Here is a 14,762-nt window from a genome sequence, read left to right on the forward strand (position 1 = left end):
CTGTACGGCAGTGAACATCCGGTAACGCCGCAGCAGGAATTACCGCAGTTTCTAAGCTGCCTGTACGGCAGTGAACAAATGGATCAAGATGTACGCCAGCACGTTCAGGTTTCTAAGCTGCCTGTACGGCAGTGAACTCCAGCGTAAGGGATATTTGACAATTCACTCTTTTCTAAGCTGCCTGTACGGCAGTGAACTGGAACAATCTACACCTATCACCTTGTCAGATAAAGAAATTACCTAAAAAAATCGTCTCAACCCCTTTTTTCTTCGCATATATTTCAGCCCAATAAAATCAATGAGTTACAAATCGCCAATAAAAAAGGGTCCGTAGACCCCTTCCTTCATACCAGTGCCCAAACCTCAACGCCACGCCGGGTCTTTCCCCAGCGCAAAACGCCCTGCCCCTAAAAACGCCACCGCCAGCGAGCCGATAAAGAAGTACACCAGGCTTTCAATCGCCCATGCACCTACCTTATCGAGGGCGAGCGTTTCACCCATTCCCACCATCAGCCACGCCACAATCATCGTAAACGCCAGCACCAGCGCGGCCGGGCGCGTAAAGAGCCCGATAATAATCAGGATCGGCGCAACCACTTCACCAACCAACACGCCGTAGGCGATAAATCCCGGCAATCCTTTTTCCACCAGCATGCCGCTAATAAAGCCGACGCCGCCAAAAAGCTTGTGCAAACCGTGAAACAGCATCAGCCCGCCGACGGCAAGTCGTAACAAGAGTTTGCCAAGATCGTCGCATGATAGCTTTTCATTAACAGCAATTAACAATGATTTAACCATTTGAAATGATTCCTGTTTTCACTAGTGTATGAACAGATTATGCCGAGTAATTGCGCATGAAAAGCACCTTTTAATTGGGGGGAAATGACGGGCAATACGGAGACTTTCTTCTAAGCTTGTAAGCGATATCACAAAAAGGAGAAGGACAACCATGAAACAAACCGTGGCTGCATATATTGCGAAAACGCTCGAACAGGCTGGCGTAAAACGTATCTGGGGCGTCACCGGCGATTCCCTCAACGGACTGAGCGACAGCCTTAATAAGATGAAGACCATCGAATGGATGCCGACGCGTCATGAAGAGGTTGCCGCCTTTGCGGCTGGTGCCGAAGCGCAGCTCACCGGTGAACTGGCCGTCTGTGCAGGCTCGTGCGGGCCGGGTAACCTGCACCTGATCAACGGCCTGTTCGACTGCCACCGCAATCATGTCCCGGTCCTGGCGATTGCCGCCCATATCCCCTCTTCCGAAATCGGCAGCGGCTATTTCCAGGAGACGCATCCGCAGGAGCTGTTCCGTGAATGCAGCCACTACTGTGAGCTGGTTTCATCCCCGGAGCAGATCCCGCAGGTGCTGGCGATCGCCATGCGCAAGGCGGTGCTGAACCGCGGCGTGTCGGTGGTCGTTATCCCTGGCGACGTGGCCCTTAAGGCCGCGCCTGAGGGGGCCAGCACCCACTGGTATCACGCCCCACAGCCGGTCGTGACGCCTGCGCAAGAGGAGCTGAAAAAGCTGGCGCAGCTGCTGCGTTACTCCAGCAATATTGCCCTGATGTGCGGCAGCGGCTGCGCGGGCGCGCACAGGGAGCTGCTGGAATTTGCCGGTAAGCTTAAATCGCCGATCGTTCACGCCCTGCGCGGCAAAGAGCACGTCGAGTACGACAACCCCTATGATGTGGGCATGACCGGGCTGATCGGATTTTCGAGCGGCTTCCACACCATGATGAACGCCGACACGCTGATCCTGCTCGGCACCCAGTTCCCGTATCGCGCGTTCTACCCGGCGGATGCGAAAATCATTCAGATTGATATCAACCCGGCCAGCATCGGCGCGCACAGCAAGGTCGATATGGCGCTGGTGGGCGACATCAAATCGACCCTTGCCGCCCTGCTGCCGCTTCTCGAAGAGAAAACGGACCGCACGTTCCTTGATAAGGCGTTAAGCGACTATCGCGATGCCCGCAAGGGGCTGGACGATCTCGCCAAACCGAGCGACAAGGCCATTCACCCGCAGTACCTGGCGCAGCAGATCAGCCATTTTGCCGACGACGACGCCATTTTTACCTGCGACGTGGGCACGCCAACGGTCTGGGCGGCGCGCTACCTGAAGATGAACGGCAAACGCCGCCTGCTCGGCTCGTTCAACCACGGCTCAATGGCCAACGCCATGCCGCAGGCGCTGGGCGCGAAAGCCACGGCGCCGGAACGTCAGGTGGTGGCGATGTGCGGCGACGGCGGGTTCAGCATGCTGATGGGGGATTTCCTGTCGGTGGTGCAGATGAAGCTGCCGCTCAAAATCGTGGTCTTTAACAACAGCGTGCTCGGCTTTGTGGCGATGGAGATGAAGGCCGGGGGCTATCTCACGGACGGCACCGAACTGCACGACACCAACTTCGCGCGCATCGCCGAGGCCTGCGGCATTACCGGTATTCGCGTGGAGAAAGCCTCTGAGGTAGACGAAGCCCTGCAGCGCGCGTTTTCCATCGACGGCCCGGTGCTGGTGGACGTCGTCGTCGCCAAAGAGGAGCTGGCGATCCCGCCGCAGATCAAGCTCGAACAGGCCAAAGGCTTTAGCCTGTATATGCTCCGCGCCATCATCAGCGGTCGCGGTGATGAGGTGATCGAACTGGCAAAAACCAACTGGCTCAGGTAAAACATCTGGCATCGCCTTTTCAACAATAAGGACATGCCATGATTGATTTACGCAGTGATACCGTTACCCGTCCGAGCCGCACCATGCTCGAAGAGATGATGGCCGCGCCGGTCGGGGACGACGTCTACGGCGATGACCCGACGGTTAATGAACTGCAGCGCTATGCGGCAGAGCTGAGCGGCAAGGAGGCTGCCCTGTTCCTGCCAACCGGCACGCAGGCGAACCTGGTCGCCCTGCTCAGCCACTGCGAGCGCGGTGAAGAGTACATCGTCGGCCAGGGCGCGCATAACTACCTTTACGAAGCCGGCGGCGCAGCGGTGCTCGGCAGCATACAGCCGCAGCCGATTGACGCCGCGCCGGACGGCTCCCTGCCGCTCGATAAAGTGGCGGCGAAAATCAAAGCCGACGACATCCACTTCGCCCGCACCAGGCTGCTCAGCCTGGAAAACACCCACAACGGCAAGGTGCTGCCGCGCGAGTACCTGAAAGCCGCGTGGGAATTCACCCGCGAGCGCGGGCTCGGCCTGCACGTGGACGGCGCGCGTATCTTCAACGCCGTCGTGGCGTACGGCTGCGAGCTGAAGGAGATTACGCAATACTGCGACTCGTTCACCATCTGCCTCTCTAAAGGGCTGGGCACGCCGGTGGGTTCCCTGCTGGTAGGCAATGCGGACTACATCAAGCGCGCCAACCGCTGGCGGAAGATGACCGGCGGCGGCATGCGCCAGGCGGGGATTCTGGCGGCGGCGGGGCTGTACGCGCTGAAAAACAACGTGGCGCGCCTGAAGGACGATCACGATAACGCCGCGTGGATGGCCACGCAGCTGCGCGAGATCGGCGCCGACGTGATGCGTCACGACACCAACATGCTGTTCGTTCGCGTCGGCGACGAGCATGCCGCCGCGCTGGGTGAATTTATGAAAGCGCGCGGCGTGCTGATCAACGCCTCACCGATCGTGCGCCTGGTGATGCATCTCGACGTCAGCCGCGAGCAGCTGACCGACGTGGTGAAACACTGGCAGGCGTTTTTACAGCGCTAAGGAGCCCAACGTGCCGCAACGCATTCTGGTGCTCGGCGCCAGCGGATACATTGGCCAGCACCTGACCACGGCGTTAAGCCAGCAGGGGCATCAGGTGCTGGCAGCGGCACGCAACACCGAACGCCTGCAAAAACTCAGTTTGCCCGGCGTCACCTGCCACAACGTTGACCTCAACTGGCCGAAGGAACTTCCCGCGCTGCTGGAAGGGGTCGACACGCTTTACTACCTGGTGCACAGCATGGGCGAAGGCGGGGACTTTATCGCCCACGAGCGTCAGGTGGCGATGAACGTCCGCGATGCCCTGCTGCAAACGCCGGTGAAGCAGGTGATTTTTTTAAGCTCGCTCCAGGCGCCCGAACATGAGCAGTCCGACCATCTGCGCGCCCGCCAGCTAACGGCGGACACGCTGCGCGGTGCCAATATCCCCGTAACCGAGCTGCGCGCGGGGATCATCGTCGGCGCGGGGTCCGCCGCCTTCGAAGTGATGCGCGATATGGTCTACAACCTGCCGGTGCTCACGCCGCCGCGCTGGGTGCGTTCGCGCACCACGCCGATTGCGCTGGAGAATTTACTGCATTATCTGGTGGCCCTGCTGGACCATCCGGCGGCGCAACACCGCGTGCTGGAGGCTGCCGGTCCTGAAGTGCTGAGCTATCAGGAGCAGTTCGAACATTTTATGCGCGTCAGCGGACGCCGACGCTGGCTGATCCCCATTCCCTTCCCGACCCGCTGGATTTCGGTGTGGTTTTTGAATGTGATCACCTCCGTGCCGCCGACGACCGCCAAAGCGCTGATCCAGGGGCTGAAGCACGATCTGCTGGCGGACGATCGCGCGCTGCGGGCGCTCATCCCGCAGGATCTGATCCGCTTCGACGATGCGGTGCGCAATACGCTGAAAGAAGAAGAGCAGCTGGTGAACTCCAGCGACTGGGGCTACGACGCCCAGGCGTTTGCCCGCTGGCGGCCGGAGTACGGCTATTATCCGAAACAGGCGGGCTGCACGGTGAAAACCTCTGCCAGCCTGGCCGCGCAGTGGGAGGTGGTGAACCAGATTGGCGGCAAAGAAGGGTATTTCTTCGGCAATCTCCTCTGGCAAACGCGCGGGGCGATGGATCTGCTGGTGGGGCACCGGCTGGCGAAAGGCCGCCCGGCCCGCCCGTATCTTGAGGTGGGCGACGCGGTCGACAGCTGGAAGGTGATTATCGTCGAGCCGGAAAAACAGCTGGCGCTGCTGTTCGGGATGAAAGCGCCCGGGCTGGGGCGACTCTGCTTTACGCTGAAAGACAAAGGCGATTATCGGGAACTGGACGTCCGCGCCTGGTGGCATCCGCACGGAATGCCGGGTCTGTTCTACTGGCTGTTGATGATCCCCGCCCACCTGTTTATCTTCCGCGGGATGGCGAAACGGATTGCGCAACGTGCAGAACAAAAGATGAAAATAAGTTAATAAAACCCTTTTTCTTTCACCTTTCCCATTGCATAGCGCCGTAATTCACGAAAGAATGCGCACGAAATTCTTTTCAACACAGTGGATAGTTATGAAGGTACTGGTTACCGGGGCGACCAGCGGCTTAGGCCGAAATGCGGTCGAATTTCTGCGCAGCAAGGGCATCAGCGTCAGGGCTACCGGTCGCAACGAAGCGATGGGGAAACTGCTGCAAAAAATGGGCGCAGAGTTCGTCCATGCCGACCTGACGGAGCTGGTCTCCTCGCAGGCGAAGGTCATGCTCGCCGGTATCGACACGCTGTGGCACTGCTCCAGTTTTACCTCGCCGTGGGGAACCCAGGAAGCCTTCGATCTCGCCAACGTGCGGGCCACCCGCCGTCTGGGCGAATGGGCCGTCGCCTGGGGCGTGCGTAACTTTATCCATATCTCATCACCATCGCTCTATTTCGACTACCACCACCATCGTGACGTGCAGGAAGATTTCCGCCCTGCTCGCTTTGCCTGCGAGTTTGCCCGCAGCAAAGCGGCCAGCGAAGAGGTCATTGACCTGCTGGCGCAGTCGAACCCGCACACCCGGTTTACGATCCTGCGTCCGCAAAGCCTGTTCGGACCGCACGACAAGGTGTTTATTCCACGCCTGGCGCAGATGATGCATCACTACGGCAGCGTGCTGCTGCCGCGCGGTGGCGATGCGCTGGTGGATATGACCTATTACGAAAACGCCGTCCACGCCATGTGGCTGGCAAGCCAGCCGGACTGCGATAAGCTGATCTCCGGCCGCGCCTATAACATCACTAACGGTGAGCCTTGCACGCTGCGCAGCATTGTGCAGCGGCTGATCGACGAGCTGCAGATCGACTGCCGTATCCGTTCGGTTCCCTACCCGATGCTCGACATGATTGCCCGCAGCATGGAGCGCTTTGGCAGTAAATCGGCCAAAGAGCCTGCGCTGACGCATTACGGCGTATCGAAGCTTAACTTTGACTTCACGCTGGATATTTCGCGGGCGGAGAATGAGCTGGGGTATCAGCCGGTGGTGACGCTGGATGAAGGGATTGTGCGCACGGCGGCGTGGTTACGGGATCACGGGAAGTTACCCCGGTAAGCGATCCTGCCACACATAGGCCGGGTAAGCCTGCGCTTACCCGGCAAATCACACCATCCGATGCGATATCCGTTAATCCCGCCCGCGCATCGATGAAATAATTTCTGTTAAGTTTCATGTCAACAATACGTATTCCCTTGCTTTTAAAAGGGGATAATGAAACGCTTTTGTCTTAATGTCATTGACCATTCTGACAGGAAAGACAAAAATGGAATTTGCACAGGCCGTTGCCGAAACGGGGCAATCCCGCTACAGCCTGCATATAAATGACAGCCCGGTACAGCCTGACGTGCTGCGATTCAGAGGACGCGAGGCGCTCAGCGAGCCGTTCTCATGGAATATTGAGTTCACCGTCCCGCCGGGCGACATTGCCGCGCAGGATGTGCTGCTGAAATATGCCAGCCTCAGAATGCGTAACGGCAAGGAGGTGCATGGCATTATCACCTTCCTGAAATGCCTGTGCACCAGCGCCGACCAGTCACGCTACGCCGTCCGTCTTGAATCCCGTCTGGCTCTGCTGTCTCATACCAGCCGCTGTGCCATTTACCAGAATATGTCCGTGCCGGAGCTGGTGGAGCATCTGCTGCGCCGTCACGGACTGGTGGGGGTTGATTTTGATTTTCGTCTGGAGCGTCAGTATCCGGTGCGTGAGCCGATAACTCAGTGGAACGAAACCGATTTGCAGTTTATTCAGCGTATCCTCTCAGAGGTGGGCATCTGGTTCCGCTCCGAAATGCACGCCGTCACCCGGCAGGAAACGCTGATTTTTGCCGACAGCCAGCTTAACTACGAATTTCACGTCACCCTGCCCTATGGTGAGCCCTCCGGCCTGTACGATGGTGCAGAGGAAAGCTGCTGGAATGTGCGCACCTGGCACAATGCCGTCACGGGCAGGGTAAGCACCCGCAACGACAATTACCGGGACTGGGCGCGTCCGGTTTCTGCTGAGGTGAGCATGCGCAGCAGTGCCACCACAACGGGCGAAACGTACCGCTACGGCGGCACGCACTTAACGGCGGGCGATGATACCGACCCGGAGCCGGAAACCGAAAGCGGCGCATTCTATGCCAGAATTCATCATGAACGCGAACTGAACCGCTCAGCCATTCTGCATCTTTTCAGCAACGCTTCAGGTCTTACCCCCGGACAGGTGCTGGAGCCACAGGGCAATATCATTGAAGAAATGCGTGAAGGCGTGGTTATCGGTCTTGTCACCTTTATTGCTTCCCACGATTCCCGTCTACATGTGTCCGCCTGGGGCATGCCCTACACCGAACGCTATTGCTACCGCCCGCCGGAAATCCCCCGCCCCGAAATTCACGGCACGCTGCCCGGCAGAGTGGACAGTCGCAGTCCTGACGAGCCGTATGCCTGGCTGGATGAACAGGGGCGCTACCGGGTACGTATGGACTTTGACCGGGACCAGGACTGTGAACCCGGCTATGCTTTCCCCTGGCTGAGGCTGTCAAACCCCGTGGCGGGCGACGTGCACGGCTTTCATTTCCCGCTTGTGCACGGTACAGAGGTCGCTGTGGCCTTCCATGCGGGCGACCCTGACCTGCCTTATATAGCGTATGTTTTCCACGACTCAGAGCACGCCGACGTGGTGACCCGCGACAACCGCAGCCAGAACATTCTGCGCACGGCGGGAGACAATGAACTCCGGATGGAGGACAAACGGCAAGAGGAGCATATCGCCCTTACCACGCCATTTGGTGCAACACAGCTTAATCAGGGGCACATTACCGACGCACAGGACAAACCACGCGGCAGCGGCTTTGAACTGCGCACTGACGAGCACGGCGTGATACGTGTGGCAAAGGGGCTGCTTGTCACCGCCGACGGACAGCAGAAGGCTGAGGGCGACATACTGGAGATGGACACAGCCCTACGCGAAATAGAATTCCTTCAGCAGCAACTCCAGGCACTGAACTCTGCCGCTGTGCAGGCCCGCGCACTGGAAGCGGATATTGCCAGCCAGAAAGCGATGTTTGCCGAACGCTTCCGCGAACTGGAAGAAATGATTCATTTTTCAGCCCCGGAAGGCATGGCCTTCACCAGCGGTGAGCACATACAACTGGCAGCGTCGGAGAATATCGCCGTGAATGCGGGCGGTGATATCAGTGCAGGCGCAATAGGTAACGTAAGCATGCTGGCGGGTGAAAAGGTGGGTCTGTTTGCGCACACCGGAAAGCTCAGCGTGGTTTCCGCAGAGGGTCCGGTGCAGTTTCAGGCGCAGAACGGCAGTATGCACCTGAGCGCAGAGCAGAAGTTGCGCATCACCAGCCTGAGCGAAATGCTGTTTGCGGGAAAAAAACGGGTAACGCTGATTGGCGGCGGCAGCTACCTGAAAATTGACGAGGCGGGGATTGAATACGGCACGACGAACACTTACACGCGCTACGCAAAACGGACGGTAACCGCAGGCCCCGCGACAGTACTTGTTGAATTTCCGTCACATCCGGAACCGGGCGAGCCCGTTTTATCCCCTGACGATCATTTATTTTCCTAAACAAGGAATGTATCCATGCAAATTTCACCGCCGATCCATTTTCCCCATAACGATAATGAAACCTTTGGGGAATGGTTGGCCCGTTGTATGCCCGTTGATACTCAACGCAGTTACCCCGTAAACCATGTGGGAGCATGGCATGGCGGTATTCACATTCCCCATACCGACACCGGAGCATTAGCGAACCCATTAAGGGCTATCGCCGATGGTGTGGTGGTTTATGCGAACTACCCGGCCCCATCGGAGAAACGGGACCAGAAACCGCTGAACTATGGCGGGCGCACGGATAACGGCTGTGTTCTTATCCGTCACGATATGCTGATTGGTGAAGATCCGGTTGCCTTCACGTTTTACTCACTCACGATGCACATGAAGCAGGTCAGGCCGGAAATTCAGATGAAGGGCGGCGTTAGTGTCAGGCGCGGACAGATTATCGGCACGTCAGGCATGGTGAGCGGACGAAATGGTTACCATTTTCAGATTTGTTGTCCCCCTTCATCACTTGAAGCGCTCAGCGGGCGTGCGCATGGCGTGCTGAACCTTCTCGCCTCCGGGCGTAAGGAGCCGCTATACGGAAACCGCTATCACTATCTTCCGGCAGGACTTCCGGTCTTTGAGAACGTGCATAAGGTCAATATCCCAACACAGACCACCAGCGAAGCGCTTTATATTATTCATGAAGGGGGCAAAACCCGGACGCTTCGTAAGATTCATGATGATTATGAAATCGTGGGAGACGTGGCGGGGGCTGTGGACTTTATCGGCGAACCCGCATCACCGGGCGCAGTGCTTAAAAAATACAGTGAATGGCTCAACATCGAAACCCCGACGGGCCGGGGCTGGGTGGACGTATCCGATCTCAACGTGAAATCCTGGAGTGATGCGGATATGCCTGAATGGGCGGGCTGGCATTTTGTGGACGACGACCCGACAGCGGACAGCCAGTGCAATTCTGAAATGGTTAGAAAACACCTGAACAGCCCGGCAGACCTGCTGACGCATTTTGTCTGTAAATTTCCGTTTGAGTGGAATTATTCAACTTTTGACGCACGTTTTTCATGGCTGAGAATGCCGGATTCGCGCAAGGTACTCAGCGAAGACGATTACAATGAACTGAAAGCCCATGCCAGAGCGCTGTGCTTTTTTGACAGGCTACCGCCGGAGGCTCAGGCCGAACTGAGCGGTGAAATCTGGCATTTTGAACCACGCACATTTATTACGTTATTACAGAAAGCAGAGCCGCGTCTGATTTATTACAGCGCGAATGGTCGTTCAAAAAGAGAGCTTAACGATTTTATTACCGATGATATGCGACACGGCGACCTGACGCGGGAGCAGATATTGGCACAGGGTCAGCTAAATAAAATCAATCTGTTCGGGCATGAGTTAAAAATTAATCTCTTAGATTTTAATAAATCAGTTGATGAACATTTTGCCCGCATGGAACAAATGGCCTTCTGGACTGCATGGGGAGGGTATGCGCCGCTCATTCAGATTATGATTGAGAAATTCCGCAAAAATGAAGGCGGCATTTTGCGACACGAATTGTTGAATAAAGCGTTTCTGGAGCACAAGACGACAAAAGAGTGTGCTACTGAAATAAATAAAATTATATCAGAAACGCTCGATGACAATGGCTTTTCTAGATTATCAATAGATAACCTTAGTGACATTAACAATAAGATCACTGCCAGAATCACGTTGCCTAAGTTTAATGATTGGGACTGGTTTAACGGTTTGGGGATTACCATCCACGATACCTACTCAACGAAGATTTATCTTGATTATCTGGATATTGATGTGCCGTCGGATGCCTATGGTCCTCGCCGATACCGCGCAGGTCTGCGTTTCCAGATACAGGATCATTTTGGGCTGGATGTTCCAGACCTTAACGGTAAAGGATTTGAGGATATTCCCTGGTTTTGTTCATGGTTCATCTTGCAACGCTATAAACACTATGACTTTAAGCCGTTTGTAAATGAAGCAAATTTCATCATTCATATAAGCGGGTGAAATATGAAAAGTTATAAATTGTTAATTATTATTTTTGGTTTACTGGTGATTTGTGTCAGGTACTTAACATTAAGCCCGGCTATTGATGCTATATATCAGAAGAGTTATTACGATCCTCAATGGGGGCGAGGCGAATGTAAATCAACAGTTGTTCTGGTTGAACATGCACCTATAACCCATCAACAAAAAATTGAATTATGGAATGTAAGCAAACATGATATATTAAAAAAATGGGCCCCGCTTGATAATAATAAATGCGATGACGTTTTATTTGTAAGCAACAATGTAGAACAAGTAATTGATAGTATGGGGATGAAAGAGTGGATGGGAGAAGAACAAATATGTTTGGAAGGCAAGTTAGGTGCAGGAAAATGCATATCTAGAAATGAAAGGTTGTTCTATATCGTGAGAGACAAACCGCTTTCTAAGGATGATGTCAAGGACACCATAAATGGCGAAAAATTTTACCTACATTTTGTCGATAACTAATTTTTAATCAAACAAAGGGTGCTGAAACTTCAGTGCCCTATAAGCTGTTATACTGACATTCATCAGAACCATCACATTAAACTCCCTTCAAAAAGCCATAACCCACACGAGCTGGCTATATGCTAATGACCAAAGCCGCCTACGCCCGGGACAGAGGCGTAAGCCGTCAGACCGTCTACGACCGAACCGCCAGAGGTGGGCTTGTGCTGGTGGGCGGTACAATTGATGCCCGCGCCTCAGAACAAAAACGATGGATTTTATCGCCCTCGCTGCATGGCGTGGCAACAACAAGCGGGTAAACATTTCTGCGCAAGCCACGCCACGTATGGCCTGATGCACCGAAAGATTTTTTCGGGGTCACTACGCAGGGGTATTTCCGCTTTGTTTTTTACGTCAGCCCTGACAGACCGGGCCTTTCGTCCTGGCCGGAACCAGAAATACCTGAAATGAAAAAATGTTCAAAACGAGCGATTTATTGCGCATCTGTCGCCCCCCAGCACTTCCGTACCGGACAGTACCTTTTCACTACCAGCGGGGGCAGGTTTAATCACTGCGCCCTGCCCGGCAGGACGGCTTACTTCATCAAATTTTTACGCGTCGAAAATAAGAAACTATTTTCCGGAAACGATGCCTGTTAATTCGCTGTTTTTGCGGGCGCCAGGAGCAAAATGCACGACAGCATGTTATAGCTCCCATATGATTTCGTATTGCGTTTTTGCCCCTGAGTAGCCAGGAAACTCCATATTTCGAATAATAGCGAGTCTGAGCGAAGAATACCGAATTATGGGAATGATGTTCATCGGGAGCAAGGGAGAAAGTTCCTCTTCCTTCTCCGCTGGTAATATGCTGGTTCTCCTTTTTCCTCTCTCTGAAAATGTAACTTCCTGTAACAGCCCTGATTTCTGCATTTGGGGCTGATTATGGGGCTAAAAATCATCATTGATTTTAAAATCACTTTAAATTCAATAACATTACTCGCACCCGTTCATCCCCCACAGGGAAAGGGTGCAAAAACTAAAACGGCAACCTTTCGGTTGCCGTTTGCTTTTACAGAGCGGTCCAGGCATCAGCCCATGCCAGGCCTGCACCTGGTTCATAGTATGCCGGAGCGTTGTTACACCAGCCGCTGTACGGGAACGGTTTGCACTGGAACAGTTTACCGTGGTTGTTCACGATATCGCCCGCCTTGTACTTGCTGTTCGCGCTCCACGCGGCGTAATCGCCAGAAGTGCCTTCGTCCTGAGACGGTGCCGCTTTGGCCTTCACGTTCAGCAGATAGGAGGTCGTGCTGCTCAGCTCTCCGTCGCTTACGGTCAGGCTGATTTCAATCTGCTGAGCCGTCGCTGATTCAGGTGCCTTGAAGTTCACTACCGCTTTATCCTGACCGGTCACGGTCTGGCCGTCCTGGGAACGCCAGGTGTAGGTCAGCGCGTTGCCGTCTTCATCAGTAGAGCCTTCTGCGCTCAGTGAAACCTGCGCACCGGCGTCAACCGCACCGATTGGACCGGCGATATGCGCCACTGGCGCGTGGTTCACCGCAGCAGGTTCTGCTGGCGTTTCATCCGGTACTGGCGCTGGTGCCGGCGTTTCGTCTTCTGACGGTGTCGGCGTTGGCGTTACCGGGGTCTCATCCGGCGTAACGGAACCGTCGTCGTTAACGATGTTCACGTTAAAGAACTTCTGCACGCACTTGCTGTAGTCACCCTCTTTGAAGGCGCTAAACGGCGTCTGGTAGCCAACCAGCTGGCAAGCGTAGGTTGCGCCGCTTGGCGTATCCGCGCTCCATCCCCAGTCCTGCTCCCAGTAGATCTTAAGCGCGCCAGCACCGCCTTCGTCGAACTGCTTCATGTTCGCGCAGCCCAGCACTTCGTTCGCCGGAACGGGAACTTTCAGGTAGTTCGCGAACTCTTTGTAGTACTTGATACGGTTCTCAGACTGTGCAATTTCAGTTGGGCCGCCGCACTCAACGCCGCCGTTGATGATCTGGGTGGTCACGCCGAAGCCAGGGACCAGGCCGTTGGCTTTATCGTGATCGTTCGGCTGCCAAGTACCGTCGATAACCTGCAGCATGCTTGGTTTTGGCGGCTGTGGATAGGCGAAGAAGAAGATCGCACTCGCCAGGTTCAGCCAGGTATCCGCCACCAGCTCAGGTTTGTCGAGCAGCGTACGCACGTCGCCGTACATCGCTTCAGAGAACGGACCGTAGTTGTAGTTGTAGGACAGCTGCTTAGCGCCGCGACCGAAGTAGCTCAGGAAGTCGCCGTCTTTGTCTTTACCGCACGGCCAGGTCTGACCCTGCCAGACGTCCGGGTTACATTCGCCGTTATAGCCGCCCTTCTGGCCTTCGCTCCAGCCCATTTCACGCACGTGAACCAGGGCCTGACGCCATTCGGCTTCCGGACGCCAGCTTTCGTGACCGCCGGTTTCCTGGGCAAAGTGGGCAAACATGGTTGCCAGCTCTTTACGGCAGATGGCGTCACTGTCGCGACCGTCGTTGTAGGTCTTACACAGCGCCGGGAACTTACCGACCGCTTTCAGGAAGTTGCTGTAGGTGTACGCCTGCGCGCGCAGCGGGAAGAGATACTCCCAGTCGCTGGCCTTCACGATCCCTTCCACGCGCTTCACGTTATCCGGGTTCGCCGCACGGCCTGGCTCAATCAACTCAACCTGAGCGTTGTCCAGCGTCTGGATGGTCTCTTTTACGGAGGCCATCAGCGGGAAGCTGGTCAGCTCTTTTTCTTTCTTCGCCAGATCGCTGGCTTTCATGGTATATGGTTCACTGGTGGTCGCTTGCAGCGAGGCAGCCTGGGCCATAAACGGGGCTACGCATGCGCCGGCAACGAGTACACTCAGTAACGTCCTTTTGTTCATTTCACTATTCCTGTTAATTGAAGTTAAATATTAACAATCCAGGCTTATGTATTAATCCGTTAATAAATAAACCGCGGAGAGCTGTTTTCTCTTTTCGAAGAACACCTTCAGGAATTCTTCAAAAATAAAAAACTCATTCGGTCGCTGTAGCTTTCAGTTCCTGATATTTCCTCCACACCTTGCGGGCATATATCATGCGCTGAGGATAATTCGCTTTTTTTAACCCGGCGTTATAGGCGCCTACCGCCTCCCAGTTATAGCCATACACTTTAATCATGCTGGACAATATCGATGCGCCAACCATAATCGAGGTACAGGGTTCGGTTATCAGCCGATATTCATCTATTCCCCGGCTCTCCAGCTCGGAAAAATGCGAGCTGTTAATTTGCATTAGCCCCACGTCGCGGGTACCGTCATGATTTTCGCCAACGGCATACGGGTTCATGCCCGATTCCACGTTCGCAATGGCGTACAGCAAATAAGGATCGACGTGATAATAATGTGCAGCTTTATCCCAACAGTTTGCCAGCGCGCTCTGGCTGAGTATCAATAATAAAAAAAATAACTTTTTCATTTTTACCTGCTGACCGTTTCGCTAATTTCTCCTTAACAACATC

General features: G+C 54.9%; 11 protein-coding genes and 1 CRISPR repeat array (1 of these 12 only partly in view). Of the genes, 8 read left to right on the plus strand and 3 right to left on the minus strand.

The genetic code is table 11. From position 1 onward, the window contains the following. Positions 1–197: direct repeats of the CRISPR family, unit length 28 nt; unit sequence TTTCTAAGCTGCCTGTACGGCAGTGAAC; it begins 614 nt to the left of the window's first position. Positions 198–363: 166 nt separating this feature from the next. Then, complete coding sequence (locus tag L6R44_RS08955; protein ID WP_237423925.1) at positions 364–798, minus strand: DoxX family protein; 435 nt, start codon at positions 796–798, stop codon at positions 364–366. A 151-nt stretch (positions 799–949) separates the two neighbouring features. On the opposite strand from L6R44_RS08955, the gene poxB reads away from it, so the two are divergent. From poxB to L6R44_RS08995, 8 genes are all read left to right on the plus strand, one after another. After that, positions 950–2,668, plus strand: a complete 1,719-nt coding sequence (gene poxB, locus L6R44_RS08960) for a ubiquinone-dependent pyruvate dehydrogenase (RefSeq protein ID WP_032639187.1) — start codon at positions 950–952, stop codon at positions 2,666–2,668. Between the two features lie 38 nt (positions 2,669–2,706). Further along, positions 2,707–3,708 (plus strand): low-specificity L-threonine aldolase, encoded by a 1,002-nt coding sequence (gene ltaE / locus L6R44_RS08965; RefSeq protein WP_237423926.1) that lies wholly within the window; start codon positions 2,707–2,709, stop codon positions 3,706–3,708. 10 nt (positions 3,709–3,718) lie between these two features. Beyond that, positions 3,719–5,155, plus strand: coding sequence for an SDR family oxidoreductase (locus L6R44_RS08970; RefSeq protein WP_237423927.1), 1,437 nt, complete (start codon positions 3,719–3,721; stop codon positions 5,153–5,155). Between the two features lie 91 nt (positions 5,156–5,246). Then, positions 5,247–6,260 (plus strand): NAD-dependent epimerase/dehydratase family protein, encoded by a 1,014-nt coding sequence (locus L6R44_RS08975; RefSeq protein WP_237423928.1) that lies wholly within the window; start codon positions 5,247–5,249, stop codon positions 6,258–6,260. Positions 6,261–6,468: 208 nt separating this feature from the next. Then, on the plus strand, positions 6,469–8,772 hold the full coding sequence (locus L6R44_RS08980) for a type VI secretion system Vgr family protein (protein ID WP_237423929.1): 2,304 nt from the start codon (positions 6,469–6,471) through the stop codon (positions 8,770–8,772). A gap of 15 nt (positions 8,773–8,787) precedes the next feature. Beyond that, positions 8,788–10,785 carry a DUF3289 family protein gene (locus L6R44_RS08985; protein WP_237423930.1) on the plus strand — a complete coding sequence of 666 codons (1,998 nt, stop codon included), beginning with the start codon at positions 8,788–8,790 and terminating at the stop codon, positions 10,783–10,785. Between the two features lie 3 nt (positions 10,786–10,788). Then, the gene (locus L6R44_RS08990) at positions 10,789–11,274 is read left to right on the plus strand and encodes a hypothetical protein (protein ID WP_237423931.1); all 486 of its coding nucleotides are present in this window, start codon (positions 10,789–10,791) and stop codon (positions 11,272–11,274) included. 119 nt (positions 11,275–11,393) lie between these two features. Continuing rightward, positions 11,394–11,573, plus strand: coding sequence for a hypothetical protein (locus L6R44_RS08995; protein ID WP_237423932.1), 180 nt, complete (start codon positions 11,394–11,396; stop codon positions 11,571–11,573). Between the two features lie 748 nt (positions 11,574–12,321). Here the strand turns inward: L6R44_RS08995 and L6R44_RS09000 are convergent. Continuing rightward, positions 12,322–14,145, minus strand: coding sequence for a glycoside hydrolase family 19 protein (locus tag L6R44_RS09000; protein ID WP_237423933.1), 1,824 nt, complete (start codon positions 14,143–14,145; stop codon positions 12,322–12,324). A 133-nt stretch (positions 14,146–14,278) separates the two neighbouring features. Continuing rightward, on the minus strand, positions 14,279–14,719 hold the full coding sequence (iagB, locus tag L6R44_RS09005; RefSeq protein ID WP_237423934.1) for a type III secretion system invasion protein IagB: 441 nt from the start codon (positions 14,717–14,719) through the stop codon (positions 14,279–14,281). Between the last annotated feature and the right edge of the window lie 43 nt (positions 14,720–14,762).

The organism is Enterobacter cloacae complex sp. ECC445 (assembly GCF_021892025.1).
Taxonomy (GTDB): domain Bacteria; phylum Pseudomonadota; class Gammaproteobacteria; order Enterobacterales; family Enterobacteriaceae; genus Enterobacter; species Enterobacter chengduensis.

Coding starts and splice junctions, on each gene's coding strand:
- L6R44_RS08955 (WP_237423925.1), bottom strand. CDS start 798: ATGGTTAAATCATTGTTAATTGCTGTTAATGAAAAGCTATCATGCGAC.
- poxB (WP_032639187.1), top strand. CDS start 950: ATGAAACAAACCGTGGCTGCATATATTGCGAAAACGCTCGAACAGGCT.
- ltaE (WP_237423926.1), top strand. CDS start 2,707: ATGATTGATTTACGCAGTGATACCGTTACCCGTCCGAGCCGCACCATG.
- L6R44_RS08975 (WP_237423928.1), top strand. CDS start 5,247: ATGAAGGTACTGGTTACCGGGGCGACCAGCGGCTTAGGCCGAAATGCG.
- L6R44_RS08980 (WP_237423929.1), top strand. CDS start 6,469: ATGGAATTTGCACAGGCCGTTGCCGAAACGGGGCAATCCCGCTACAGC.
- L6R44_RS08985 (WP_237423930.1), top strand. CDS start 8,788: ATGCAAATTTCACCGCCGATCCATTTTCCCCATAACGATAATGAAACC.
- L6R44_RS08990 (WP_237423931.1), top strand. CDS start 10,789: ATGAAAAGTTATAAATTGTTAATTATTATTTTTGGTTTACTGGTGATT.
- L6R44_RS08995 (WP_237423932.1), top strand. CDS start 11,394: ATGCTAATGACCAAAGCCGCCTACGCCCGGGACAGAGGCGTAAGCCGT.
- L6R44_RS09000 (WP_237423933.1), bottom strand. CDS start 14,145: ATGAACAAAAGGACGTTACTGAGTGTACTCGTTGCCGGCGCATGCGTA.
- iagB (WP_237423934.1), bottom strand. CDS start 14,719: ATGAAAAAGTTATTTTTTTTATTATTGATACTCAGCCAGAGCGCGCTG.